Below are 26,709 nucleotides of genomic sequence, written 5' to 3'. Positions count from 1 at the left end.
AAAGCACCAAAGCTTAGGAATATAACGACAAACTTGAATAAGATTAGACAAGGTCATTTACCGAATTGGTATCCTAGTCGAATGGCAAAAAGGGGATGCAGGTTGAGAAAAGATGAATTTCTGTTTTCGTAACGAATGGATTCAGTAAAAAAACCGATAGAGGGCTTAGTGATGGTTTCTGTCAGCTCAACTTTTGAAAAGTAAAGCTCTAAGGCAGTGGCTGTTTCAACAGAAATTGAAAAATCTTCCCAAAATCTTTTGCGAAAGCCTACAAAAAGATTGCTCCCAAAGCCTTGACTAGTTAGCATCGTTCGTTTAATGATTTGCTCAGTTGGCACGTTATTTTCGTCAAAATACGTAGCATTGGCCTCCCAATGAGGGTCTGCATTCTTTTTTAGTTGGAAATCTCCCAGTAACTCAAACCCATAAATAAAGTCCATAAATTTGAGTGAGCGGTAGAATTCGTAGCCAAGATTTAACCTCACATTATTGTTCCTTTGTTCTATGAATGGGTTTGTTTTATTGTTACTCAAACTTGTCCCCAGCTTTATTCTGTAGTTCCCTCGGTGATTATTGTGGGGAATTCTTACAAGAACATTGGGTATTTCTTTCTCTTTGTTTATTAAAGGCAATACATCAATAGAAATTTCCTTTTGCTGAGATAGCCCTAAAAACGGTAAAAGTGTTAGAGAGGCTGCTAAAAAAATGGCGTATTTCATAACGTTATATAATGAGAGTTAAAGGATTTTCACTTCACTTCTGTAAAATTCAATTTTGGTAACTTCATCGCATTTTCGATGAGTTGAATTTCAATGTTTAAGATACCTACTTCGGAAACTAAGTCTATTTTCTCAAAATCGTCGGTGGGCTTGTGGTAGTCGTCGTGCCCGCCCGTGTGGAAAAACAAAACAGGAATCTTTTTGGCATAGAAAGAAGCATGGTCAGCACCACCACTACCCGAACGATCGGTAAAAAACTTAACATTGTCTCCACTGACGTCCTTAAAGATGTCGGGCCAAGCATCGCTCGTTCCGTAGCCCCCAATACCTACGCCGCGGTCGGGAGCGTAGCGGCCAATCATATCCATGTTGGCCATAAAGTTGATTTTATCCAACGGCAACGTCGGGTTATTCACAAAGTAACGTGACCCAACGAGCCCAAGTTCTTCGGCTCCGAAAGCAATAAACAAGAAATTATAGGGCTCTTTGACGTCATTTTTGGCAAAATAACGGGCCAATTCTAGCAGTCCCGCCACGCCCGAAGCGTTGTCGTCGGCACCGTTATGAATTTGTCCTACGGCGTTGGCATCCCGCAAACTACCTTGCCGACCTTCCCCCAAATGGTCGTAATGCGCACCGATAACGATGGTATATGGGGCACCATTGTCCAGAAAACCAATCACGTTAGAAGCGGAACGAATACTATCGGGCACCACAATGCGACGTACTTTGGCCGTAAAAGGTTGCAAAAAGCCGTCGGTGCCGAGGGGGGATAGTCCTGTTTTTTTGAATTGCTTAACAATGTACGCCGCCGCTTTTTTATTCTCTTTGCTTCCAGTACCCCGTCCTTTCATTTTATCAGAGGCCAAAAACTGAATGTGTTTGGCGACGGACTCCGTGGTTGGACGTACTGATTGACCGTGTACTAGACGTACCGATTGACCGTGTACTAATAGAGATACAAGGAAAAAAGCGAGAACAGTAAAAGGTTTCATACTACTAAAAACAGAAAATGGGGTGACTAAAATAAAACAGCCCGCAAAATACGGGCTATTTGGGTATAAAATGTTGATAAACGCGCTACTTTTTAATGAGGCCGATGATAAATAATACCAACAATGCCCCGATAACGGAGGTGAGAATGGTACTCAATAAACCAGCACCCAGCGAAACGCCAAGCTGGCCAAAGACCCAATTCCCGACAAACGCTCCCACAATTCCTACTACGATATTTCCAAAAAGGCCAAATCCAAATCCGCGTCTTATTTGACCAGCCAACCATCCTGAAATTGCACCAACAATCAATACATAGATTAAATGACTCATGGTAGTAAAGGTTTAAGGTGTATGATAAAACAAAGTTATTCTTTAAAGAAATACATAACGAGCATCGAAGCCGTGGTGTCGCCTACGTTGACAGGCTTGTGCGGGAGGTTAGCGTCAAAGAAAATAGAATCTCCTGCACTCAAGGTATATTTTTGGTCGCCTACGATGTATTCTACTTCTCCACTGATGATGTATTTGTACTCATAAGCATTGGTTTTGACCATAAAAGCGCGGGTAGCTTTAGGCGCTAATTCCAAAATAACAATGTCAGTAGGAAGACTTTGGATGTTGCGCGTCATGATGCGTTTGTACAAAAAACCTTTGGATTGTTCTTTTTCAAACGACTGATACTCGCTACTGCGTTTGACCAACACTTTGGCCTCGGAAGCTTGTTCTACGTCGGCAAAAAAATCGTTCAAATCCACCCCTAGAGAACGAATCAGGTTGATAAGTACCAATAAGGAAGGAATCGTCCGATTGTTTTCAATTTGCGAGATAAGCCCCTTGCTTACTTGGGCACGATCGGCCAATTGCTGGATGGTTATTCCTTTCGACTTGCGGTAATCTTTGAGTTTACTGCTAATTTGCAGAAGTACTTCGTTGGCCATAACTACAGAACAAACAATTATAGGATTTGGAGACAAAGTAGGAGTATCTATACCAAAAACCAAAACCTACCTCATAAATACTTATCTACCGACAAATTATGCCTGATGACCGCAAGAGTTTGGGAGGAATAAAGGGGACTTCTAATTTTCCCCAAAAATATCCTTTTATGAAAAGCCCCTTGTGGCAAATCACGTCTCATATCGTAGGTGGACTGGCTTTTGTGACTCTCCCTTACATATTTGCCCCCAATGGATTGTCACAGCTGCTGAGTGTGACAACCAATCCGCATGAGCTAACGAGTTTTCTTTCTTACCTGCTTATGTTCGGTTTTTTTTATCTTAACTATTATTACTTGATTCCTCGGTTGTATTTTACCCAAAAGTATGTTCAATACGCGCTGAGTGTGGGTGTGTTTTTTGGAATTATTTTTCTACTTCTGGCCTCAATCGACCGTACAATGGTAGGGCCTCAGTTGTATCAAGGGGCTCACATGGAGCATCATCACCAGTCACCACCGCCTCCTGATATGGAGCACTACCCACCTCCCAACCCTTCGCTGCCTTCGGAAGAAATGATGAAAAAAAATAAGCCGCCTGTGGGGTTTGAATTGAGTCACGCCTTGTTTTTGTATTTGGTAGGTGTGTTTGTATCGTTGGCGTTGAGTATCAATAACCGTTTGCGTCAGTCGGAGCGCGAAAAGCTGAATACGGAATTGTCTTTTTTGAAGGCTCAGATTAACCCCCATTTTCTATTCAACACGCTCAATAGTATTTATTCGTTGGCGATTGTTCAATCCCCCAACACAGCCGATGCGGTCGTGAGATTGTCGTCGCTGATGCGTTACGTGATGCGCGAAGCGGATACCGATTGGGTAGCATTGGAGCACGAACTTGGGTACGTCACTAACTACGTTGCTCTTCAACAACTTCGGCTGGATGATACGGTGGAGGTCGATTTTGTGGTTGAAGGTCATGCAAATGGCTACAGAATAGCCCCGCTTCTGCTGATTTCGTTCATCGAAAATGCGTTTAAGTACGGCGTAAATCCTCAAGAAAAATCGCTGATTCGTGTACGGATTTCGGTGAAAGAAGGGGTGTTAAACTTAACTACATTTAACAAAAAAGTGAGGGTGTTTTACGATGAAGAAGCGTCGAGTGGGATAGGTATTGAAAACACAAGAACGCGACTGGAGTTGTTGTATCCTGATGATTATGAGTTAATAATTGGGGATGAGGCCGAAAGTTTTACGGTTGATTTGCGCTTGCGCCTACGATAAAGGAGGGTTGTATGTGTGAGTTGGGTTGCTTACAACCTGATTGTTTTTATATTTGGAAAAAACAAGCCTCTAGCCCGTACCACAAGCATGCTAAAGACAATTGCAATCGACGACGAACCGCCTGCGCTACGTGTAATCACTCATTTTTGTGGCCAAGTACCGTTTCTAGACCTTCAAAAGACGTTTTCACGTACGGATGAGGCGTTGGCTTATTTGGCTCAAAACGAGATTGATTTGTTGTTTTTAGACATCAATATGCCTGCCATGTCGGGGATTGATTTTTACAAGTCGATACCAAAGGCCGCGATGGTGATTTTTACGACGGCCTATGCCGAATATGCCGTAGAAGGCTTTAACCTCAGCGCGGTTGACTATCTGTTGAAACCATTTACCTTCGAACGTTTTCAGCAAGGTGCTCAAAAAGCACTGGATTATTCTCAGTTTATCAAAAAACCTGAACCTGAGACGGTCGTGGAATATTTGTACATAAAAGCAGATTATAGTACGTATAAAATTGCGGTCTCGGACATTGTATTTATCGAAGGGCTAGACGATTATTTGAAAATCCACCTGGAAAATGCCAAGCCAATTGTCGCGCGGATGACGATGAAAAGCATGACCGAAAAATTGCCTTCACGGGATTTTATACGGGTGCATCGGTCGTTTATTGTTCCACTACGACGCATCGAAAACGTTCGTAATAAGGCGATTACGTTAGGCGGCGACGAAATCCCTATCGGAAGTAGCTACGAAGCAGAATTTTTCAAACGCTTTTCCACTTAGTAAGTGGAAGCGGTTTCTCAAAACCGCTCCTGTCGCCGCTGTGCCCGTGGTTTCTCAAAATAAAGTGCCAGCGGTTTCTCAAAACCGCGTCTGAGGATTCCGTGGTTTCTCAAAACCACGGGCACAGTTTTCTGCAACGCTACCAAAAGGAGATGCGTAACAGCAATTGTTAACGCAATCATCCACTTTTTGAGCATTACCCGAATTTGCCAAACCTCTCCCTGTTTTTTTTCTTCACCTAACTTAAAAACAGTATCATGAGCAACATGGCAAAACTTACTATTGGAATGATTGTGGCGTTTTGTATTGCCCTTTTCAGTTGCAAGCAGAACAACCTTGATCCCCAAACCTCTTCTAGCGGCTCTACTTCCTCAAACACGTCAGCTACCACGGCCGATATTCGTGATTCGTTGTGGTTGTATATGCAAGACGTGTATTTGTGGTACGACAAACTTCCTACGACGTTCAATCCACGTTCGTATGCTGATCCTGAGAGCGAAATGGATGCGTTGCGTACCTATCAAACGCTAGACCGTTGGTCGTTTGTAGAAAAAGCGAGCACCTTCAATAGTTATTTTTCGGATGGTGAAACGCAGGACTTTGGTTTTTGGATAAAATACGATGCCAACAACGACCTGCGCGTACGCTATGTATATGCGCAGTCGCCAGCGGGAAAAGCTGGGGTAGAACGAGGGTGGAAGCTATCCACGCTCAATGGTCAGTCAGTAAAATCAATGACGGATGATGCCATTGTTAGTGCATTCTATGATGCTACTTCCACGACGTTTGGGTTTGAAAAATCAGACGGAACCACTGCCACAATTGCATTGACTGCCGCTACGTACACGATGAATACCGTTCTTTACACTAAAACGTACGATGTGGCAGGGCGAAAAGTGGGTTATTTTGTCTTTAATAGCTTTACAGGAACACCGTCACAAAATGAGCTAAAAGCGGTATTGAGCAATTTTGAAAGCGCGGGTGTCAATGAACTCATCGTGGACTTGCGATACAACGGCGGTGGTGACGTCGAAACGCAAATTATGTTGGCCAATGCGCTTGCTCCTACGAGTGTCACCAAGTCGTCGGTGATGTTTAGCTATCTTCACAATACCAAACTTTCGCAGTGGAACGAGACGGTTCGCTTTTCTAAAACAGGTGCTTTGAATCTTTCTCGAATTTTCTTCATCACGTCGTCGGCCTCCGCATCGGCCTCCGAATTGCTTATCAACAACTTGAAACCGTATTTAGACGTCAAAACGATTGGTAGTACCACGCACGGCAAACCCGTAGGAATGTATGGTTTTGAGGTGATGGACTACGTTATTGCTCCAATTGCGTTTAAGACTGTCAATGCCCAAAATGTTGGAGATTATTATACGGGCTTGGCTGTAGATGCTGCGGTATCCGATGGATTGACGAAAAATTGGGGAGATACGCAAGAAAATTGTTTGGCAGCAACACTCAACTATATTCAAACGGGTAGTTTCACCGTAACAAGCAACGCCCGCCTTTCCGCCGAACAAGTAACCATGAACCAGGCACTTGACAAAAAAATGGTAAAAAACACCGTGGTCAGACGATAGTCTGACCAGTGTTTACCGCAACATTTGAGCCCTTTACCTCAAAACAGGCTTTTTGCACAACGTTGTAAATGCCTTGTACGTATGGGTAATTAAAATCACTCATTCAAACGAATCAAACGAACATGGAACGCAAGGAATTTTTGAAAAGAAGCTTGTCACTTTTAGGAATTGCAGCAGTAACACCCTTCGTAAATGCCTGTAGCAAAGACACCGTTGACCCCACCACGTCAACTTCGGGTTCTACGACATCGCAAGGCTCTACCAATGGCTCTTCGAGCTCTAACTGTACAGTAACAAATTCAGAAACCGAAGGACCGTTTCCTACCAAAACTCCTAGCTCTTTGGTATTGAAAGACATCCGTTCTGACCGCTCGGGGCTTCCAATGACAGTGGCGATTAACATCAAAAACAAAAATAACAACTGTACAAATCTCGCGGGAGCGTTGGTGGATATTTGGCACTGCGATGCCGACGGCAACTACTCGGAATACGGCGGTACGGGTATGCAAAGTACCAATTATACCTCCGTTCATTTTTTGCGGGGACGCCAAACTACCGACGCCTCAGGCAATGTTGGTTTTACTACTATTTTCCCTGGTTGGTATTCAGGTCGTGCAGTACACATCCACGTTCACATTTATGATTCGACGGGCAAGTCATTGTTGGTCACCCAAATTGCCTTCCCTACCGATGTCTGTGATACTGTGTTTACAACAGCTACTAATTATTATAAAAAAGGCAAAGCGGATACAACCAACGAAAAAGATAACGTATTTGGAGACGGGTATGCCAACGAGCTTGGTACAGTTTCGGGAAGTGTTGCCAATGGATATGCTTTAACCCATACCATTGTTGTAAGCGCGTAATCCATTATATTGATTCATAAATCATGATGCCCCAAACCGACGCAATTATCTTTTTAGCCGACCAACGCGGAGTTTCACAACTCGATTGGTTTCGGAGCTACCATAGTTTCAATTTTGGAGCGTATCAGGCCGAAAACCGAGCGCCGTTTGGGGCATTACGCGTCTTGAACGACGATACCCTTGACTATGAACGTAGCCTCGAAATGGCAATTGACCAAGCTACGGATGTGGTTTTAATCCCGTTGGTTGGGGCTTTGGAATATGACAATAGCCTCGGCCAAACGGGTTTTGTAGAAGCAGGGCAAGTACAGGTCTTTTCGGCAAAGGAAGGGATGAGATACAAGGTCACCAATCCGTATCCTGACCATCTGGTGAATTTTTTACAGATTTGGCTAAAACGTCCGTCAGAAGATTTTACCCCAAAAACAGAAATAAATACGTTCGATTTTTCGCAAAAGAATCAGTTGCTTCCTCTTTTTAATGCGTGTGTGCCAGGTTTCATCGGGCGTTATGACGGGCGGGCAGAGGATACTTATCAAGTGCAATCAGCAGGAAAAGGAGTGTATGTTTTTGTGATCGAGGGTGCATTTGAAGTCCAAAACCGCCTGCTTCATGCCCGTGATGGTTTATCGCTTGCGTCGGCAACGGAGGTGGAGTTTGAAGCATTATCGAACGATGCCATGCTGCTGATTTTGGAAACCTAATTGCGGTTTTCTATTTCAATGCTATCTTTAAGGTTTATCTCCTAAACCTTAAAATTTCATGGAATCAAAAGACTTCAAACCCTACGTTCCCAACGAAAGTAGCGTCGCCGAATTTACGGTAAAATCGGTCGTCATGGGTGCTATTTTTGGCGTATTATTCGGCGCTGCTACGGTGTATTTATCGCTCAAAGCGGGACTTTCTGTTTCGGCCTCTATCCCCATTGCCGTTTTGGCTATCTCGCTGGGACGCAAATTTTTGGGCACTACCATCCTCGAAAACAACATCATTCAAACCACGGGTTCGGCGGGCGAGTCCATCGCATCGGGCGTGGTCTTTACCTTGCCAGGTTTTTTGTTCCTTTCCATGACCGAAGAGGGCAAAAGCATCGGGGCTGATTTTTTCAATTATTGGACCATTCTCACGTTGGCCATTTTGGGTGGATTTTTGGGCACATTTATGATGATTCCGTTGCGGCGGTCGCTGATTGTGCAAGAACATGGCACCCTCCCCTACCCTGAAGGGACAGCTTGCGGTTCGGTGTTGATTGCGGGAGAAAAAGGCGGTGACCTTGCCAAAACAGCCTATCAGGGACTGGGCGTGGCCATGCTGTACGCTTTCTTCCAAAAAATCTTACACGTGATTGCCGAAGTACCCAAATTGGCCTCGTCCCAAGCCAGCAAAATCTTCCCCTCAGCCGTCGTCAGTGGTGAAATCACCCCCGAATATTTGGGTGTAGGCTACATCATTGGCTTTCGTATTTCAGCTGTGTTGGTAGGTGGCGGACTTTTGGCGTGGCTGGGCTTGATTCCGCTTTTGGCCACCCTCGTTCCTGCCGATACCATCGCCGAACAACTCATCAAGTTAGGCTACCTCAAAGACCTCACTACCGTAGGCGGCCCAGGTGGCTGGAATCCTGATTCACACAGCTTCACCGATACGGCCTCGGCCATTTACCGCGCTTACATTCGTCAAATTGGCGCAGGTGCTGTGGCAGCGGGTGGTTTTATGGCGTTGATAAAAAGCATTCCTACGATTGTTTCTTCCTTCAGTCAGAGTTTAGCCTCAATGAAAGCAGGCGCTGATGCTACTCGCCTCCGTACCGAGCAAGATTTGTCGTTTAAAGTGGTGCTTTTTGGTTGTTTGGCCTTGGTCATTTTGATGGTGATTTTACCCCAAATTCCTGGTGATGGGTTCTTAACCAAGTTTTTGATTGCAGTTTTGGTCGTTGTATTTGGCTTTTTCTTCGTCACCGTCGCCAGCCGCATTGTCGGTATTATTGGATCAAGCTCGTCGCCCGTTTCGGGAATGACCATTGCTACCATTATGGCTACGTCGCTGGTTTTTATTGGGTTTGGATTAACAGGAAAAATGTACGAACCTGCCGTTTTGGTCATTGGGGGAATGATTTGCATCGCCGCCGCCAATGCAGGTAACACTTCACAAGACCTCAAAACGGGATATTTGGTAGGTGCTACGCCGCGTTATCAACAGATTGCCCTTTTCATCGGGGTCATTGTGTCGTCGTTGGTGATTGGTGCTACCGTAAAATTACTTGATACACCCACGCCTGATTTGGCTGCTCAAGGCATTCAGCACGCAATTGGTACCGACAAGTTCCCTGCTCCTCAAGGCACGCTCATGGCCACGCTTATCAAAGGACTGTTATCGTTTAACCTCGACTGGCAGTTTGTGTTGGTAGGTGTTTTTATTGCCCTCACCATCGAAATCATGGGAGTCAACGCGCTTTCGTTTGCCGTGGGTTTGTACCTTCCCCTCTCAACGACTTTGCCCATTTTTGCAGGTGGGTGCGTCAAAGCCTTTGTCAATTGGAACTCAAAACGCCAAGGTATTGAAGAAGAAGACGCCGACTTGGGCAAAGGGAATTTGTTTTCGACGGGATTGGTGGCAGGTGGTGCGTTGGCGGGCGTGGTTGTAGCTCTTCTCTCGGTCAACGACAGTATTTTTAATGCCCTTGCCAACATCAACCTCGAACATGCACTTGCTTCGACCCTCGGCGAAGGTGGGTATCAACTCCTCGGCGCAGGTTTATTTACCGCCATGGCCGTGGTGCTATATCGCATAGCGATGAAGCGGTAAGGTTGTTTTTAACAGTCAAATTTTCACTAAAAATTCCTATTTTTGATAAAAAATCACACTTATGGAACTGATTGCCAAACCAAGAAATGAGGAGGAACTTCAATTTGTACAGTCGGTCTTGAACCGAATGAAAATAAAAAACGAAGTACGGGAGAACGACGTAAAAAAGCGTAAAAAACAAGAGTTTCTTGATTCGTTCGAGGGCCGTATGGAACAGCTTAATAAAGCGATTAAAGGTGAAGTTCAGTTAAAAACTTTAGACCAATTTTTAGATGAATTGGAAAATAATCCCTCTTGAAGCCTTCGAAAAGGAATTTAAGTATTTATACAAAAAATACCCTTCTTTGGTTAAGGACATTCAAAATTTAAAGAATAAACTTCTTGAAAGTCCTCAACAAGGGACTCCACTTGGCAAAGATTTATACAAAATCAGAATGCCCATTTCAAGTAAAAAGCAAGGTAAAGAACTCTTAGAGCGGCTAAATACATTGTAATTTGAATTTTTCGCCCGCAGATGTCCGCAGGAAAAGGGCTTAATAAAGCCATTCTGCGCGCATCTGCGGCTTAAAATCTGTGCTAATCTGCGAGAAAAATTTCAGGCAATGTCCCAGCCTACTTCAACTTCCGAAGCTTAATATTTCGGTACCAAACCGTGCTTCCCCAATCTTGTAACCCAATGACACCCGTCAGTTGGTTTTGGGCAATGGGTGCATTTTTCAGCGGACTGGTAGTAATTCTCTGCTTCCAATCAGCGCTCGATAAGTCGTGTTCTTGAACCACAAAACCGTTGAGCGTAATCGTCAATTTATTTTTCCGAAACACTACATGCACCTGATTCCATTCACCAACAGGGTTTATTTCACGGAGACGTGCATTGGCGACACCAAAGAAATCGCCCGCGCGGTGTTTATTTTCGGCAGCCCCTTCGTAAATTTTATCATCCAGCACCTGAAGCTCAAGCCCCGTATTGTGCATGTTTTTATACTGCTCCGCTTCTTTCACAAAAAAGAAAATACCACTATTGGCCAATGGACTTACTTTCCAGTCGGCTTTGAACTCAAAGTCACCCGAGACAAACACATTTGAAACAATGTCGCCGCCATTAGGGGCTTTATTCCCCGCGCGGTTGGGCACGTCTAGCTTGAGGGCATCACCTTCCACTTTCCACGCTGTTCCTACGCCTTTGCTACCATACGTATGCCACCCAGACACATCTTTACCATTAAACAACAATTCCCACCCTTGTTTCTTTTCTTGGGACGAAAGGGCGTTTTGCGTTTGGGCCTGAGCGACCCAAGTTCCCATCAACAGGGCGAGCGAAAGTACTAGCTTATACATCGTTAAAATTAGTTTGACTGTTCGTATCCAAAGCCAAGAAACAGACTATTTTACTTTCGTGCATTTCTTGCGACATTTGCGCCCAAACAATTTCAAGATACTTTTCACTATGTTTTCTGCTGAACAACTACGAACTTTTACCAAAAATATATTCCAAAGCATCGGTTTTTCGGAAGAAGATGCGACACTAGCCGCCACTGTCCTCATAGCCGCCGACTTACGCGGGGTTGATTCGCACGGCATCGCTCGCTTGGCAGGTTATGTGCGGTTGTTTGACCACGGACGGCTCAACCCTACTCCAACCATTAAAATTGTACATCAAACTCCCAGCACCGCCGTCGTCGATGGAGACGCGGGAGTGGGTCTGGTTGTTGGGCCAAAAACCATGGAAATTGTCATTGAAAAAGCCAAAAACGTAGGTTCGGGCTGGATTTCGGTGCAAAACTCCAACCACTTTGGCATTGCAGGCTATCACGCCATGCTTGCCCTCCCGCACGACATGATAGGCATGGCCATGACCAACGCCGCGCCTTTGGTGGCTCCCACGTTTTCATTGGAAAAAATGCTCGGTACCAATCCCATTGCCGTGGCCGTTCCTGCCCAAGAAGAACCTGCCTTTGTGGCCGACTTTGCCAGTACCGCCGCCGCTTACGGTAAGTTTGAGATTTTACAACGCAAAAACCTCCCCGCTCCCCTCGGCTGGGCGCAAGATTCGGCAGGAAATATTACCGACGATGCCAACCCTATCAAAAACGGCGGGGCATTGCTTCCGCTAGGCTCTGACCGCGAACACGGTAGCCACAAAGGCTACGGACTTGGCGCCATTGTTGATATTTTTTCGGGCGTATTGTCGGGCGCTAATTACGGGCCTTGGGTACCGCCTTTTGCTACCGCAGGTTTTATGACTGCCAACGAAGGCGTAGGCAAAGGAACTGGGCACTTTTTTGGCGCAATGCGCATAGACGGTTTCCGCCCAGCCGACGAGTTTAAAACCCACATGGACACGTGGATTCGCCGTTTTCGCTCGGCCGAGGCCGTTGAGGGTAAGCAAGTCTTGATTCCTGGCGACCCCGAACGCGCCATCGAAGCCGACCGCCTTGAAAATGGACTCGATTTGCTCGCCCCCGTCGTACAATCTTTGGAAGAACTTGGCAAACGATTTGGCGTTTCTTTATAATCAATCGCTATGAAAAATCTATTTCTAACCCTGATTCTCTGTAGTTTGGTGGCGCATATCACCTGTGGACAAGCCCCCAATTATTTCCCACAACTGACCAAAATCCGCATCGACGGCGGTATGAACCCTGTGGTATTTGGCTACGACAAAGCTTCCATCAAGCTCAGTAGAAAAAAATGCACGCAGTTTCCCAAAACTAGCCCTTGGTATTGCCCCGACCCCGATGCACCCGTTTATGAGCGGTTAGCGATTTTTAAACATCCACAAATCAGTGATTCGCTATATGTGTTGTTTTCGCACGGCCCCAGCGAAGACCCCAATTTTATGATTGCAACTAAATCGGGCAAAACCCTCGGAACAGTCAATGGATTGCAGCTATTTCTGACCAATAGCACCACTTTTTACGTCAGTGGGCATACCAATAATTTGTTTGATAAACGTCGAAAGTTTCAAATCAAAAACGATACCATCGCCGAAATGACCCAACCTTTTTACTACGTAGGTTTACAATCAGTGGCGTTGAAAGAGCTTACTTTATACAAAGACAAAACCTCCAAAGAAGTAGTAGCAAGCCTTCCCAAAGGCTATAAAGTCGAAGTGGTGATGGCCGAATTTGGCCGCCCTGACTTTGAACTAGAAGAACATTTTCTGGTTCGTACCGATTTTGGGCTCATCGGATGGCTACGTCTCAACAAAAACGAACCGTGGGAAAGTTATATCAAAGGACTGTTCTTTGCGGGAGATTAGTTTTTTGTAGTAAAACACCGCTTTGTCCACAAAGACTTCGGCGATTCACCATTTTAACGTATCTTTGATGTATGCGTCAAGATTATCTATCAGGAAATAAAGAGCCGCTTTCGCCCATCGAAAAAGAAATTGACAAGGCATTACGGCCGTTGTCATTCAGTGATTTTGCGGGGCAAGACAAGATTCTTGAAAACATTCGGATCTTTGTAACGGCAGCCAAACAGCGCGGCGAACCGCTCGACCACGTGCTTCTTCACGGGCCTCCAGGTTTGGGGAAAACGACCCTTTCCAATATCATTGCCAACGAATTGGGCTCTACCATGAAAACATCGTCGGGGCCTGTACTGGACAAACCAAGCGATTTGGCGGGGCTGTTGACCAACCTCCAACCCAACGATGTGCTGTTTATCGACGAGATTCACCGCCTCAACCCAATTGTAGAAGAGTACCTGTACTCGGCCATGGAAGACTACAAAATCGACATCATGCTCGATTCTGGCCCCAACGCTCGGAGTATTCAAATCAGCTTAAATCCGTTTACACTCATTGGGGCTACCACCCGTGCGGGATTGCTTACGTCGCCGTTGCGGGCACGTTTTGGAATCAATTGCCGCCTAGAATATTACGATGCCCAATTGTTGTCATCAATTGTAAAAAGGTCTTCTGCCATTTTGGGCACTCCGATTGAAGACGATGGTGCCTTTGAGATTGCTCGCCGTAGCCGTGGCACCCCGCGTATTGCCAATAATTTGCTGCGCCGTACCCGCGATTTTGCCCAAGTAAAAGGCAAAGGACGCATTACGGTGGAGATTGCAGAAATTGCCCTCAAAGCCCTTGACGTGGATCAACATGGCCTTGATGAAATGGATATTCGTATTTTGAGTACCATTATTGATAAATTCAAAGGAGGGCCTGTTGGTCTTACCACCATTGCAACCGCCTGTGGCGACGAAGCAGAGACGATTGAGGAAGTTTATGAGCCTTTTTTGATTCAAGAAGGATTTATAAAACGTACCTCACGGGGGCGAGAAGCCACCGAAAAAGCCTATCGACACTTGGGTATTGTCCCTAAATTTAGGACGGGCGACCTCTTTGGCTAGTCTTTTTTTAGAAAACACTTGTTATTTTTTTGAAAAATTACGACTTTTGCACCCTCATTCTGAAAACAACAATTGTCATGGCCAGAGTTTGTGAAATTACGGGCAAAAGAACACGAGTTGGTAATAACGTATCGCACGCTAACAATAAAACCAAGCGTAAGTTTTATCCAAACTTGCAAACAAAGAAGTTTTTTATTCCTTCTTTGAATGAGTGGGTAGAAATTAAATTGGCTACTTCAGCTCTTCGTACTATCAATAAAAAAGGTATTGAAGCAGTTTTGAAAGAAGTAGGTGCGTTGTAGTCATACACGACCATCTTTTGCAAAAGATTTAACCCCGCGACGGCGGGGTTTTTTGTTGCCCTTTGTAGCCAAAAAGTTAGGATAACGAGTGTTTGACGGAATAATAACCCACGAACCCGTACCCCAACACCAACATGCTGTGCAGCCCAACCAACGAGTAAGTCTGCCAGTATAAACCCAGTGCAAGACCAATACCGAAGTATAAAACCAAACCTAACTCCATCCAAGTGAGCGGATTGAGGCTCCGAACGAGGTACTTTTTTTGCTGCCAGTTTCCTTGATGTTCTACAATTCCCCATTTGGGTGTACGGACAAAAGGCGTTTTCTTCCCCAAATACCCTTCAAGTACCGCAATTGAATTATGCAGCGACAGCCCCATGACAACCGTCAAAAACAGGGGCAATTGCCAGACTAATTCAAAAAATGATTTTCGGCCGTAGTGGGTGGTGCCATAAAATCCAAGTAGAATAAGAACGCTCAATTGGAAAAACTGAAAAATTCCCAACACGGCATGATAACGCGGTGACTCGTGCGTAATCAATAAGGCAGGGATACTGAGTATCGCCATCACAAAGACCGCGATAAACACCCCACTATTGAGCAAGTGGAAGGCCGCGTGAATTTTGGTAGAAAGCCTAAGTGTTTGATTCTTAAACACCTTCCATAAGTTTTTACGGGCACATTCGGCAGCACCTTTCATCCAGCGGTATTGCTGCGACTTAAAGGCAGGCATGGTCGCAGGCAGCTCGGCGGGGCTTTCTATCTTTTCGAGATACACAAACTGCCAACCCCGAAGCTGGGCGCGGTAACTCAAATCGAGGTCTTCGGTGAGAGTATCCGACGACCAGCCACCAGCGTCGGTAATGCAGCTCGCTCGCCAGACTCCCGCTGTTCCGTTGAAATTGATAAAATGCCCGTCGGCATTGCGGCCGCCCTGTTCTACCACAAAATGCCCATCTAACCCAAAAGCTTGAAGTTGAGTAAGCAACGAGTACGATTCGTTGAGGTGTCCCCAACGGGTTTGTACCACCCCCACCGAAGACGAGGAAAAATGAGGTAATGTCTTTTGTAAAAAATCGGGCGCAGGAATAAAATCAGCGTCAAAAATCGTAATAAATTCAGCTTTCGTAAGGGCCAGTCCGTACGCCAACGCCCCCGCTTTGAAACCTTGGCGATGAGGCCGCCGAATGTGCGAAATGGAAAAACCCAATGATTGATAATACGACACTTTCTGAGCGATAAGCGCAATCGTTTCGTCTGTAGAGTCGTCTAATACCTGAATTTCAAGCAATTCTTTGGGGTACTCAAAAGCGCAAACTGCGTCAATAAGGCGTTCGACGACGTAGCGCTCGTTGTAAATGGGAAGTTGTACGCATACCAGCGAAGCGGGCGACAAAGAATGTAAGACCAAGCCTTTTCCCAATTTTTTACCACGCCAATAGCTCCAAACCAAACTCAGCTGTGCGCAACTGTACAAAAACAGTACACAAGTGGGAAGGAGGTACAGCAAAATCACCAAAAATTTCATACGCAACGCTACATCATAAGTTGAGTTTGCCTAAAACGCCAACTTCATCGAAGTCTGAATCAGGTTTGTACTACACTTTGCGATTATCTTTTGGTCGGCATTGGTAATCCGCGCTTCGCAGTGAATCACATTTTTGCCCGCCCGAATGACTTCGGCCCGCGCTGTGAGTACGTCGCCGACGCGGGCGGCATTGAGGAAATCGCAGTTAAGATTGACGGAAGTGTAAGCGTTTTCGCGACCGAGTGTAAAAACCAACATACCGACAATATCGTCCATGATGGAAGCAGCAGCACCACCGTGAAGGGTCATCATCGGATTGGTCATATCTTCACGCACGACAAACTCGACAGTCATAGATTGGGGCTGAATATCAACAAGTTTGCCATTAAGCCAACGCCCAAGACCCGATGGGCTATGGGTCATCTGTTGCCCGATTTGAGAACGAAAAAATGCTAAACGTGGATTGGTTTCTTGAGTCATGAAGTTGTTGTATGTGAAAAAAACAAATAAAATTAGTGAACAATAAAAGTATTATTCATTAATAACAAGCTGTTTTTGAATGGAGAGAACAAACTCAAGATGGACATCATTATCTTCAGCGATTTCTTCATTAGTTAGTTTACCACGACGAAGCGCCTTTTTGATTGCTTCAGTTTTAGCTGCTAATCTAGCTTCTTCAATTTTCTTCTTCTCTGCTTTAACCGCTTCGGCGTTTGCAGCAGTTACCCGAGCAAAATAAGCCCTTTCATCAGGGGTCATTTTTCGAGTATCCAGCTCATCTATAGCTCTTTTAAGCCAATCTTCATTCCAAAAAGGAGGATACTGGCTTATATCAGTAGTTTTATGCAACGTTTTCATAGTGTAAATTAATTTCTCTAAATCTGTTTGAATATCAGCTACTCTTTTGTTAAATTTAGATAATTCTACTGTAATAAACGTCATTTGATTATCAATAATTTCACCCTGTTCGCTCCGTAAATTGGCAATTGTGTGAAATTGGGGAGTGTCAAGAATATTTTTTTCTAAAAATGCAATTGCATAAAGTTTTGGTAATCCTTCATAATCAAACTCTCCTTTTTCTACCATCACATTAAATTTGTGTAACGCATAAAATTTCATTCTTTGAACGAAATAAGGGGCATAGCCTAACTGCATCTCAACGACAAAATGGTTGCCGTTTTCATCTGTACATGACAAATCGAAGATGCCACTGCGACTATCAATCGTTAGTGCTTCAAATACATTTTTATCAAATTTAATTTCTTTGATGGCAATGGATGATTTAATAAGTGCTTGCAGGGCTTTTCGTAAGAATAGAGTATTTGCCTCATTTCCAAAGGTCGCTTTGAAGCCATAATCAGAAATTATTGGTATAAAAATCTGATTTTCAGAAGGTAATTGCGTATCCATAATGTTTACTTTACTTGTTCCAGCGCCGCCAAGTAATTAGTAGCTAATACTTGGCGGTCGAAATGGGCTTGGGCATAGTGGTAGCCATTTTGTCCGTGTTGTTTTGCCAATGATGGATTCTGTAAATATACGCGAATTTTGGCGGCAAAATCAGCAGGATTCTCAGGCTCGACGTACAAGCCTGCGTCAGCATCTTCCAACAACTTTCTCGAAACGCCGTCGATGGCCATTAGAATAGGCTTTTGACAAGACATATAATCAAAAGTTTTGTTGGAATAAATCGTCTTAAACGTATCTACTTTTTTCAATACCGATGCCCCTACGTCGGAAGCTAAAATATACTTAAAAACATCCCGTTTGGGAACTGAATCAATAAAACGAACATTTGTCAGGCCGCGTTGTTGGGCATCCGCTTTTAGTTCAGCCTTGAGCATTCCGTCCCCAATCAACAAAAACAAAACGTTGGTATCGCGCAGCAATTCGGCAGTGTCTAGCACCTGCACCAAGTGGTTAGCAACGCCGTGGGCACCTACGTAGGTCACCACAAAGTGCTGCTCCAACTGCTGTTCACGACGAAAAGCGGCAACATCAAAGGTTTGAAGCAGTTCTTCTGATAATGAAAAGTCGGCGGCGTTGGGAATAAAAATGATTTTTGACGGAGAAACGCCTTTGCTGGTAATTAATTTATCGCGAAAAGCAGGCGTCAGTACATTGATAAGACGGGCTTTTCGGTACATCAGTTTCTCAAACCAATAGGCAAATTTGATAAGAATGCCGTTGGTCAAAACACCCGTATCGATGGCGGATTCGGGCCACAAGTCGCGGATTTCAAAAACAAAAGGAGTGCGTTTGAACAGCGACAGTACGTAGGCCGTGATTCCTACAAAAAGAGGCGGCGAAGTCACCACAATGACATCATAATTGCCACGGGCATAGCGAAGCCCACCCCATATACTCGAAAATGTAAACGAAAAATACGCCCAAAGCCGTCCGACAAAGCTTTTGTTATACGACTCCGAAACGTGGCAACGAATCACATCCACGCCGTCTTGGTTGGTACTACGGTCAAAATATTTACCATTGTATTTGGCAGGACGATGCCCCATGTAATGCACCATGCCCGCAAGCACGGTGACCTGATGCCCCGATTCTTGCCAAAATCGACTCATTTCGTTCCAACGCGAACCGCCGCCGTCGTTGTCTTCCAAAAAATATTGGTGAATTAGTAAAATTCTCATAAGTTGGTGCGAAGATACAGTAAAGTCCTAAATCTTAAACCTATGCCTGCCCAACCTACCTTTGCTCCCCGAAATAACCAAATCTTTGAAACTCCACGCCAAGGGGCATTACTTAATGCTCATGCCCACATCGCGGTGGTGGGAGCAGGCGTTTTTGGAGGATGGACGGCCTTGTGGTTACGCCGTTTGGGGTTTCGGGTGACGTTGGTTGACGCTTGGGGACCTGGTAACTCGCGGGCAAGCTCGGGCGACGAAACGCGGGTCATTCGCTCCACCTACGGCGGCAATGAGACCTATTTTGACCTCAACGTACGGGCCATTGAGTTGTGGGGAGAACACCAGCAAAAATGGAACAAAAAAATATTTTTCAACGCGGGAGTCCTGTGGTTTTGCTACAATGAAGCCCCAGAGATGATCGAGGCAACGCTGCCATTTATGAAAAAACACGGTTTAGAATACCAATACATTTCCAAAACCGAAGCGGCGCAGCGCTACCCTCATATTTATACCGATGATTTGCACCACCTCGTACTCGACCCTTACGGAGGCTATCTCAAAGCCCGCGAAAGTTGTCAAACCGTACTAGAAGCATTTGTACAAGAAGGCGGAAACTATGTCAATGCACTGGTACAACCCACTGCGGTTGAAAAGGAAAAAATGGAAGCACTGTCTTTGTCCAACGGCAGTACGTTGTCGGCCGATGCGTACGTATTTGCCTGTGGTTCTTGGTTAGGACGGCTGTTTCCTGAGCTACTTGGCGATGTCATTACCTGTACCAAACAAGAAGCTTACTACTTAGGTGTGCCTGCATCACATACCGCGTATTTTGACCAAATGCCCGCTTGGATTGACCTCGACGGGGAAGATTTTTATTATGGGATTCCAGGCAATGCGTACCGAGGCTTTAAAGTAGGGGTTGACAAACGAGGGGAGATTTTTGACCCCACCCACGGAGAACGTGTAGCAAATGCGGAGGTCTTGGCAAAAGCGCGGGCTTTTATGGCTCACCGTTTTCCTGCATTAAAAAATGCGCCTTTGGTAGAAAATCGCGTGTGCCCTTACGAAAACTCCCCCGATGGCAACTTCATTCTGGATACGCATCCCGAGGCCGAAAACTGCTGGTTTTTGGGAGGAGGCTCTGGACACGGCTACAAACACGGCCCTGCGCTAGGCGAACTTGCTGCCAATGTTATTTCGGGAAAACGGCCGCTAGAAAATCTCTTCCGAATGCGGGAATAAAGCGGGTTGTGAGCAACCCGCAACACATCAACGTGCCTCTCTTTACTTATGAACAGATGAAAATTCCCAATTCTATCACTAGGGCGGATTGAGAGTAGGAAGTGACTTTGCAATACGAGTTTCGTTTTTTGAGAAGGAAAATTTTTGAAAAATCAGGTTGAACGAATTAAAATATAGAGTGGCTATTGATTGCTCCAGAGGAGCTACATCTTAGTAGAAAAATGAATGTCCCCCCCCACGACGTTCGGTGAAAGATGTCACCCCGATGGGGCTTTGAAACAGCCTTCACCCCTCTTTTTCTACTAAGATTTAGCCTCCCTGAGGCTACTTTTTTTAATGTGTTTAACCTGGTATGGTACGTTTTGGGAAAAGCGAAAATGATATTAAATTTGACCACGCGATAGATCAATTATTAAACAAACCGAAAGAAACCATGGTCATTGTTGAATTTGTGTTGGAACGAGAACGTCGTCTTGGGGAAAAGCGTGGATTAGCCAAAGGAGAAAAAAAAGGAATTGAAAAAGGCAAACGGCTCTTTGTCAATACTATGCTATCGCAAACAGACTTTGATGATCCTAAAATTGCATCGTTGGCTGATGTAACTATCGAAACGGTACAAAAGCTTCGTAATCAGAAGAAATAAACAACCCGTCAGGATATGAGTAATCTAACTCATACACCTGCAAGTCGGATAGGAAGCAACCCATACCACTACATCAAAAATTCAACGGATCGAGGTTCTTAAAGTGACCATTCATGCGGATGCGTTCTTTGGTACGTTCCATTTCTGACATGACGGGAAGTACTTTATTCAAATGCCGTAAAATATATTGTTGGCGCTCTACCTCCGAACGAATCGTCAGCAAGTGATATTCTTCTTCCTGCGACAAGCCAATTTTATGGGCAATTTGATACGAAAAAGGCGCTACGTCAGGATTAAAATCTACTTTGGTTTGAAGAAGGGTATAAAGGCGGTCGAGTTGAAAAAGCAATTCAGGAATCGCACCTTGGGGTAAATCCTGCTCTTCAAAAAAATCAACCTCTCCTCCCGAATACAGTTTTCCTGCCACTGGATTTTGCAACATACGTATTCTAAAAACCCGTATTCCTCGCGTCTTGATGTCCATCCGACCATCTTCGTGAAGTTTGGCTAGGCGTACAACTTCCATTTCGGTTCCGTAGCCTGGGAGTTTGTTGCCAATAAACGTAGGAATCCCAAATGTTTTCTTTTCCTCTATACATTCCGTAATAAGCTGGCGATAACGAGGCTCAAAAATGTGCAGATTGAGATTCTCGGTAGGGTAAGCTACCAAGGCCAAAGGGAAAAGCGGGAGAAAACGTTCCATACGATTACGACACTGCCAGTGAATAGACAGAAATGTTAAAAAACAGTTGTAACAAATGTACTTCTGCTTTTTGAAAATTTCCTACTTTTAAATTTACATTTTAACTCACTGTTTATGCGTATTGTTGCTACTGGTTTGATTTTTTGGGCATTGGCTATTTCTTCTTTTGGTCAAAAAAATACTACACCAACTCCTTACTTTCCTCCTGCTCATACATGGGCGCAAAAAACACCCCTCGAACTAGGTTTAAACCCTAGCAAATTGGCCGAAGCGATTGCTTTTGCGAAAGCATCGGAGTCCAAAAACCCGCGCAGCATGGAGCAGTCACACTACCAGACTTTTGGAAAAGAACCTTACGGGTTTGCCATTGGCCCCTTCAACGACCGTGGCGACCAAACGGGCCTCATTGTTTACAAAGGGTATATTGTGGCGCAGTGGGGCGAACCCAATCGCTGCGATATTACGCACAGCGTCACCAAGAGTTTTTTATCCACAGTGGTAGGATTGGCCGTGGATAAAGGTCTGATTCGTAGCGTAAACGACACCGTGGCGGGCTATGTTCCTCCCATCGAATTGTACGGACAACCCGTGCAGCGCCCAGCCGAAGAGTTTGGCAAACCTGAACTTTTGAACTTATTTGACACACCCCACAATCGCCGCATTACGTGGGATCACATGCTGCGCCAAACCTCGGATTGGGAAGGAACACTTTGGGGAAAACCTGACTGGGCCGACCGCCCCGATGCCGATGCCTCGAAATGGCTGACTCGCCCTCGAAATGCCCCTGGAGCAGTATATGAGTACAACGATGTGCGCGTAAATGCACTGGCATTGGCCGCCACGAGCGTTTGGCGAAAGCCTTTGCCCCAAGTACTAAAAGAAAAAATCATGGACGAAATCGGAGCGTCAAATACGTGGCGCTGGACGGGCTATCGAAATGCGTGGATTGTGCTCGATGGACAGCCTGTGCAGTCGGTGAGTGGCGGAGGGCATTGGGGAGGAGGAATGTTTATCAATGCCTATGACATGGCTCGCTTCGGACTATTGGGTTAAATTAAAAGATAGTACAAAAAGCGCCACGGGTTTGGCGTAGCAAAATATAGGATTAAATTGGTCAGCTGCGTTTTTTTAAGAATCCCTTTACATCTGCCCCTGCAAACTTTAATATCTTATAAAGTGTGGGCTGGCTTTTGATTTTGAACATCTCCCTAATTTCGTCTGTACTCCGGTTATTCTTATCATAAATTTCTTTGACTTCGGGGGCGATTTTGCGGTAACGCTCACTTAACCCTTCCGGCCTTCCTCCGGATCTGCCCCTTGCTCGGGCTGAATCCAGACCGGCTTTTGTGCGTTCTCTGATTATGTTGCGTTCATGCTCGGCCAACACACACATAAACTGAAAAAACAGATTGCCCGTTGCTGTACTCGTATCAATAGATTCCGAAAGCGATTTTAGGTTCACCCCTTTATTTTTCAATTCTTCAATCAACTCAATAAGCTTAATTGTGCTTCTTCCAAGCCGGTCCAATTTCCAGATGACTATAGTGTCCCCGGGTCTGGCATATTCCATCAATTTCTCAAAATTTGGCTTTGTAGCTTTTACCCCGGAAACCTTATCAGTAAAAACCTGCTTACATCCTTCCTTTTTTAATGCATCCAGCTGAAGGTCCAGATTCTGTTCCTGGGTAGAGACCCGGGCGTATCCTAATTTGATCATTTTATGTACGAAACTTAATGAAATCAAATATATTACATTTAGTTTAATTACATGGCAATATAAATAAGTAAATTGTAAGAAATACTCGGGTTTGGAATTATGTAAAAATACGGTCGTTTTAATAAATAGACAATATGGCAAGAAAAGAGTACCTGACTCTCGAAGAACGAAACCGATTTGAAAACCCACCGCAATTGTTGGCCGAACAGAAAGGGCTTTTCCTTCAACTTCCTGAATGGGCGAACAACTACCTCAAAACCTTACAGACACCGACGAATCAAGTTGGGTTCCTCTTACAGTTGGGGTACTTCCGTGTTGTCAGTCGTTTCTTTCTATCTAACCGGTTCATTCAGTCAGATATTGATTATATCATTACCGGTATAATGGTTGATCCCAATCAAGTTAATATGACTGATTATGTAGGAGGAACATTTCGCCGGCATCAGGAGGACATACTTGGACACTTGGGTTATGCCGGTTTCGATGAAGAAGCTTCCGCTCTGGTATCTTTTGAAATGAAAAGAATGGTTTCACTCCGGACGGAGCCGGTGCTGATTATGGAAGCGGTAATAACCTTTCTGGAAGAACATCGGATTGAGCTGCCCGGTTATGCAACACTGAGAACACTACTTGAAAAATCTTTTCGGCATTTTGAACGGGAACTGGAAGAAATTTTAGCCAAGTATCTGCTCTTGGAAGACAGAGCCTTACTTGACTCGTTGCTAATTCTACACGATTCCTATCAGCAGGAACAAAAAAACCAAATCAAGATTAAAAGATATCAGCTGACCTTTTTTAAGAAAATTACCCAGTCTATGCAGCCGTCCGTAATCAAAGGAAGGGTGGACAATTTTGTTCGGCTGAAGGTAATGTACTTCCAACTTTTGCCTATCATCACCAGGCTTAACCTTCCGGAAGAAACAATAAAATTTTATGCTGAATATGTGATTGATAACCAAATCTTTCAGATTGCCGACCGGGACAACACCCGTTACCTGCTACTCATATCATTTATAATCCACCAATACTACCAATTGGGTGACGCACTTGTGCAGACATTTAATCAGGCTGTTACAAGCGCTGTAAACGACTGTGAGAATAAAATTAAGGAAAGCCTGTTTGAAAACAGGATGAACACCTCGCGTTTAGTGAGTTCCGTTGCTGTCCGAAGCGTTACGCACATCGATGTCCTGACCGAAGTAGAGCGCATTATCCATGATCAGGTATTGGAAGCAAGCCGGAAAGTCGAGCTCATTGATGAGCTGCTGAGAAAGAGGAAGGTATCCTCCCGGGGGCTCTTGGAAGATCAGCAAAGGTTAAATAATTTGAAACTGGTCAACCAGCGGATCAGTGACCGGGAGGACTATTACCAAGCCCTCGAAAAAGGGTCATTGCGTCTGCAAATCCGCGTATCTGACCTAATTAAAGTCTTAGCGTTTGATTTTGAAACGTCCCAAAAACAATTGCTGGACGCCATTGAATATTTTCAAAAAAAGGATGGCAATATACAGCAACACAATAGTGTACCGATTGATTTTTTATCTCTTGAAGAAAAACAACGTGTAATAACATCGGATGGAAAGGTCAGAGTATCACTTTATAAAATATTGTTGTTCAGGGAGATGCGCGACCATATCCGGGCCGGGGCGTTGAATGTTCGTTCCTCTTATTTGTATCGGTCTTTTGAAGAATACATGATTCCAAAACTAAAATGGATTAGGGATAAGGATTTTCTTTTGAAACGGGCCTCACTAAGCCATCTTCAAAAACCTGCTGCCATCTTGCTAAAACTGAATGAAGAATTGAATTACCGGTTAAGGCTTGTCAATCAACATGTAGATAATGGACAGAACCAACAGGTTTATGTTGATGCAGAAGGGCAATGGCATATGCACCGATACAAACCTGACGAGAATGAAGTCGAAGATCCTCAGAACCTATACCCGCAAAATAGGGCTGTATCTTTATTGGAAGTATTAATTACAATTGACCGGATTAGCGGGTTCACCAACGCTTTTCAACATAAAGGAATTGATTATTTACCGCCACGCCCGGCGGACAAACTATTTTTTGCTTCTATTATCGGGTTGGGCTGCAATATTGGTATCCCCAAAATGTCAATGATTTCTAAGAATATAACAGGCAGTGCTTTACAGACTACCTCGATTCAGTATTTTTCACCTGATATGGCACTGAAGGCCAATGACATAGTTGTTGAATTCAGTAATAAGTTACCCTTGACTGATAAATTCCGAATTCATCCCGGCTTTATTCATACAAGTAGCGATGGTCAAAAATACGATGTGTCAGTTGCATCGTTAAGGGCCGCATGGTCTTTTAGGTATTTTGGAAATGGAAAAGGCGTAACCGTATACTCTCATTTGGATGAAGCAGGTCAGCTTTTTTATTCAACTGCATTCAGTTCATCTGACCATGAAGCACCTTATATGATCGATGGGTTGATGCATAACCGGGTAATACAATCTGACGCACATTCGACAGATACCGGCGGCTTTTCTGAAATCATATTTGCCATTACCGCATTACTTGGAATAGCTTTTCGGCCAAGGCTTGCCAAAATTCATGAACACAATTTATTTTCAATCGACGCCGTCTCGACCTACCGAGAGTTAGGATATCAGGTAAAACCCGACGCCAAAATCAACTTCGAGCTAATTATAGAGCATTGGGACGAAATTATGAGATTTATTTCGACGATCAAGTTAGGTCATTCAAAAGCATCTACATTAATCCGGAGATTGAATTCCTACTCCAGACAGCATCCTCTTTACAAAGCGCTCAAAGAACTTGGCAGGATTTATAAAACACTTTATATACTCCAGTATATGGACGAGCCGGCTGTCCGAAAATCTGTTGAGCGGGTTTTAAGCAAAGTAGAGAACAGTAATAAGTTCGCCAAGGCGATTTCTCATGGTAATAATCAGCAGTTGATCGGCGCTACATATCGGGAACAGCTTACAGCTGAAGGATGCAAAAGATTGATTGCCAATTCGATTAATTGTTGGAATCTGCTTCATTTATCAGAAACTCTGGCAGAATCTAAGAAACCGGCAGACCGCGAAGCATTACTAAAAAACATACTGGCTACATCTACCCACAGTTGGGAGCATATTAATTTGCTTGGGGAGTATGATTTTTCAGAAATGGTAGATTTTCAAACCTTCAATCTTGATAACATCTTTAAAGATGGCGCTGAGATTTGAATACAGCTGATCTATACTCCGCCAACTTTGCTACGTCAAACCCGTGGCGCTTTTTGTACTAACTTTTAATTTAACCCACTATTGACCCTGCATCGCGGACGCTGGAACGGCAAACAATTGCTCTCAGAACAGTGGGTGAAACAAGCAACTACGTCCACTTCCGCCCAACCGACCTATGGGTATATGAACTGGTTTTTGAATACCGACCGTAAACCGCTTCCGAACGCTCCAGCGAACGTGTATTATCACGTTGGTAACGGGACAAACATCGTTTATGTTGACCCCGACCATGAACTCGTGATGGTCGTTCGCTGGATCGAAAACTCGTCGCTTGATGGGATTGTCAAGCGTGTATTAGAGGCTTTCCCACGGTAAT

General features: G+C 44.5%; 28 protein-coding genes. 17 read left to right on the top strand and 11 right to left on the bottom strand.

Annotated features, from left to right (window positions below):
* Window positions 1-53 precede the first annotated feature (53 nt).
* The 4 genes from K339_RS0119705 to K339_RS0119690 all read right to left on the bottom strand — a co-directional run bounded on the left by K339_RS0119705 (window position 54) and on the right by K339_RS0119690 (window position 2,653).
* Entirely contained in the window at window positions 54-719 is a 666-nt protein-coding gene (locus tag K339_RS0119705; protein ID WP_028525141.1) for a hypothetical protein, read from the bottom strand.
* A 29-nt stretch (window positions 720-748) separates the two neighbouring features.
* Window positions 749-1,714 (bottom strand): M20/M25/M40 family metallo-hydrolase, encoded by a 966-nt coding sequence (locus K339_RS0119700; RefSeq protein ID WP_028525140.1) that lies wholly within the window; start codon window positions 1,712-1,714, stop codon window positions 749-751.
* An 85-nt stretch (window positions 1,715-1,799) separates the two neighbouring features.
* Window positions 1,800-2,045 (bottom strand): GlsB/YeaQ/YmgE family stress response membrane protein, encoded by a 246-nt coding sequence (locus K339_RS0119695; RefSeq protein WP_028525139.1) that lies wholly within the window; start codon window positions 2,043-2,045, stop codon window positions 1,800-1,802.
* Window positions 2,046-2,080: 35 nt separating this feature from the next.
* Window positions 2,081-2,653 (bottom strand): helix-turn-helix domain-containing protein, encoded by a 573-nt coding sequence (locus K339_RS0119690; RefSeq protein ID WP_028525138.1) that lies wholly within the window; start codon window positions 2,651-2,653, stop codon window positions 2,081-2,083.
* A 167-nt stretch (window positions 2,654-2,820) separates the two neighbouring features.
* Between K339_RS0119690 and K339_RS0119685 the strand changes: the two genes are divergently transcribed.
* From K339_RS0119685 to K339_RS34225, 8 genes are all read left to right on the top strand, one after another.
* Complete coding sequence (locus tag K339_RS0119685; protein WP_028525137.1) at window positions 2,821-3,930, top strand: sensor histidine kinase; 1,110 nt, start codon at window positions 2,821-2,823, stop codon at window positions 3,928-3,930.
* 87 nt (window positions 3,931-4,017) lie between these two features.
* Window positions 4,018-4,713, top strand: coding sequence for a LytR/AlgR family response regulator transcription factor (locus tag K339_RS0119680; protein ID WP_028525136.1), 696 nt, complete (start codon window positions 4,018-4,020; stop codon window positions 4,711-4,713).
* Window positions 4,714-4,979: 266 nt separating this feature from the next.
* On the top strand, window positions 4,980-6,299 hold the full coding sequence (locus tag K339_RS34230) for a S41 family peptidase (RefSeq protein WP_211243818.1): 1,320 nt from the start codon (window positions 4,980-4,982) through the stop codon (window positions 6,297-6,299).
* A gap of 122 nt (window positions 6,300-6,421) precedes the next feature.
* A complete protein-coding gene (locus K339_RS0119665; RefSeq protein ID WP_028525134.1) occupies window positions 6,422-7,165 on the top strand; it encodes a dioxygenase family protein in 744 nt (247 codons plus the stop codon).
* A gap of 23 nt (window positions 7,166-7,188) precedes the next feature.
* Window positions 7,189-7,869, top strand: a complete 681-nt coding sequence (locus tag K339_RS0119660) for a pirin family protein (protein WP_037301148.1) — start codon at window positions 7,189-7,191, stop codon at window positions 7,867-7,869.
* A gap of 58 nt (window positions 7,870-7,927) precedes the next feature.
* On the top strand, window positions 7,928-9,967 hold the full coding sequence (locus K339_RS0119655) for an OPT family oligopeptide transporter (protein ID WP_028525132.1): 2,040 nt from the start codon (window positions 7,928-7,930) through the stop codon (window positions 9,965-9,967).
* A gap of 61 nt (window positions 9,968-10,028) precedes the next feature.
* Window positions 10,029-10,265: a hypothetical protein gene (locus tag K339_RS0119650; protein ID WP_028525131.1), complete on the top strand. Its 237-nt coding sequence runs from the start codon at window positions 10,029-10,031 to the stop codon at window positions 10,263-10,265.
* On the top strand, window positions 10,240-10,461 hold the full coding sequence (locus K339_RS34225) for a hypothetical protein (RefSeq protein ID WP_051398128.1): 222 nt from the start codon (window positions 10,240-10,242) through the stop codon (window positions 10,459-10,461). Before K339_RS0119650 ends, K339_RS34225 begins: the two co-directional genes overlap by 26 nt.
* A 118-nt stretch (window positions 10,462-10,579) precedes the next feature.
* On the opposite strand, the gene K339_RS0119640 is transcribed toward K339_RS34225, so the two are convergent.
* Complete coding sequence (locus tag K339_RS0119640; protein ID WP_051398127.1) at window positions 10,580-11,305, bottom strand: 3-keto-disaccharide hydrolase; 726 nt, start codon at window positions 11,303-11,305, stop codon at window positions 10,580-10,582.
* A gap of 109 nt (window positions 11,306-11,414) precedes the next feature.
* On the opposite strand from K339_RS0119640, the gene K339_RS0119635 reads away from it, so the two are divergent.
* From K339_RS0119635 to rpmB, 4 genes are all read left to right on the top strand, one after another.
* Window positions 11,415-12,482, top strand: a complete 1,068-nt coding sequence (locus tag K339_RS0119635; protein ID WP_028525129.1) for an Ldh family oxidoreductase — start codon at window positions 11,415-11,417, stop codon at window positions 12,480-12,482.
* A 9-nt stretch (window positions 12,483-12,491) separates the two neighbouring features.
* A complete protein-coding gene (locus K339_RS0119630) occupies window positions 12,492-13,229 on the top strand; it encodes a hypothetical protein (RefSeq protein ID WP_028525128.1) in 738 nt (245 codons plus the stop codon).
* Window positions 13,230-13,300: 71 nt separating this feature from the next.
* On the top strand, window positions 13,301-14,329 hold the full coding sequence (gene ruvB, locus K339_RS0119625; protein ID WP_028525127.1) for a Holliday junction branch migration DNA helicase RuvB: 1,029 nt from the start codon (window positions 13,301-13,303) through the stop codon (window positions 14,327-14,329).
* A 77-nt stretch (window positions 14,330-14,406) separates the two neighbouring features.
* On the top strand, window positions 14,407-14,631 hold the full coding sequence (gene rpmB / locus K339_RS0119620) for a 50S ribosomal protein L28 (protein WP_028525126.1): 225 nt from the start codon (window positions 14,407-14,409) through the stop codon (window positions 14,629-14,631).
* Between the two features lie 76 nt (window positions 14,632-14,707).
* Here the strand turns inward: rpmB and K339_RS0119615 are convergent, their stop codons facing one another.
* Genes K339_RS0119615 through K339_RS0119600 form a run of 4 tightly spaced genes read right to left on the bottom strand, consistent with a single transcriptional unit; the run spans window position 14,708 to window position 18,807 of the window.
* Window positions 14,708-16,159 carry a cellulose synthase family protein gene (locus K339_RS0119615; RefSeq protein ID WP_028525125.1) on the bottom strand — a complete coding sequence of 484 codons (1,452 nt, stop codon included), beginning with the start codon at window positions 16,157-16,159 and terminating at the stop codon, window positions 14,708-14,710.
* A gap of 30 nt (window positions 16,160-16,189) precedes the next feature.
* Window positions 16,190-16,639 carry a PaaI family thioesterase gene (locus tag K339_RS0119610; protein WP_028525124.1) on the bottom strand — a complete coding sequence of 150 codons (450 nt, stop codon included), beginning with the start codon at window positions 16,637-16,639 and terminating at the stop codon, window positions 16,190-16,192.
* A 51-nt stretch (window positions 16,640-16,690) separates the two neighbouring features.
* On the bottom strand, window positions 16,691-17,569 hold the full coding sequence (locus tag K339_RS0119605; protein WP_037301145.1) for an Rpn family recombination-promoting nuclease/putative transposase: 879 nt from the start codon (window positions 17,567-17,569) through the stop codon (window positions 16,691-16,693).
* Between the two features lie 5 nt (window positions 17,570-17,574).
* Window positions 17,575-18,807: a glycosyltransferase family 4 protein gene (locus K339_RS0119600; protein ID WP_028525122.1), complete on the bottom strand. Its 1,233-nt coding sequence runs from the start codon at window positions 18,805-18,807 to the stop codon at window positions 17,575-17,577.
* A 42-nt stretch (window positions 18,808-18,849) separates the two neighbouring features.
* Here K339_RS0119600 and K339_RS0119595 point away from each other — a divergent pair, with 42 nt between their 5' ends.
* Entirely contained in the window at window positions 18,850-20,046 is a 1,197-nt protein-coding gene (locus K339_RS0119595; protein WP_028525121.1) for an NAD(P)/FAD-dependent oxidoreductase, read from the top strand.
* Between the two features lie 352 nt (window positions 20,047-20,398).
* Window positions 20,399-20,689 (top strand): hypothetical protein, encoded by a 291-nt coding sequence (locus K339_RS0119590; protein WP_028525120.1) that lies wholly within the window; start codon window positions 20,399-20,401, stop codon window positions 20,687-20,689.
* Window positions 20,690-20,762: 73 nt separating this feature from the next.
* On the opposite strand, the gene K339_RS0119585 is transcribed toward K339_RS0119590, so the two are convergent.
* Window positions 20,763-21,392 carry an LON peptidase substrate-binding domain-containing protein gene (locus K339_RS0119585; protein WP_028525119.1) on the bottom strand — a complete coding sequence of 210 codons (630 nt, stop codon included), beginning with the start codon at window positions 21,390-21,392 and terminating at the stop codon, window positions 20,763-20,765.
* A 114-nt stretch (window positions 21,393-21,506) separates the two neighbouring features.
* On the opposite strand from K339_RS0119585, the gene K339_RS34220 reads away from it, so the two are divergent.
* The gene (locus K339_RS34220) at window positions 21,507-22,445 is read left to right on the top strand and encodes a serine hydrolase domain-containing protein (RefSeq protein ID WP_229598780.1); all 939 of its coding nucleotides are present in this window, start codon (window positions 21,507-21,509) and stop codon (window positions 22,443-22,445) included.
* A 61-nt stretch (window positions 22,446-22,506) separates the two neighbouring features.
* Here the strand turns inward: K339_RS34220 and K339_RS0119575 are convergent, their stop codons facing one another.
* Complete coding sequence (locus tag K339_RS0119575; RefSeq protein ID WP_229598779.1) at window positions 22,507-23,109, bottom strand: recombinase family protein; 603 nt, start codon at window positions 23,107-23,109, stop codon at window positions 22,507-22,509.
* A 134-nt stretch (window positions 23,110-23,243) separates the two neighbouring features.
* Between K339_RS0119575 and K339_RS0119570 the strand changes: the two genes are divergently transcribed.
* Window positions 23,244-26,333, top strand: coding sequence for a Tn3 family transposase (locus K339_RS0119570; protein ID WP_028525117.1), 3,090 nt, complete (start codon window positions 23,244-23,246; stop codon window positions 26,331-26,333).
* Window positions 26,334-26,414: 81 nt separating this feature from the next.
* A complete protein-coding gene (locus K339_RS0119565) occupies window positions 26,415-26,708 on the top strand; it encodes a serine hydrolase domain-containing protein (RefSeq protein ID WP_028525116.1) in 294 nt (97 codons plus the stop codon).
* The last annotated feature ends 1 nt before the right edge of the window (window position 26,709 follow it).

It is taken from the genome of Runella limosa DSM 17973 (assembly GCF_000482465.1).
GTDB classification, from domain to species: domain Bacteria; phylum Bacteroidota; class Bacteroidia; order Cytophagales; family Spirosomataceae; genus Runella; species Runella limosa.
This window is presented reverse-complemented; position numbering and strand designations above follow the sequence as displayed.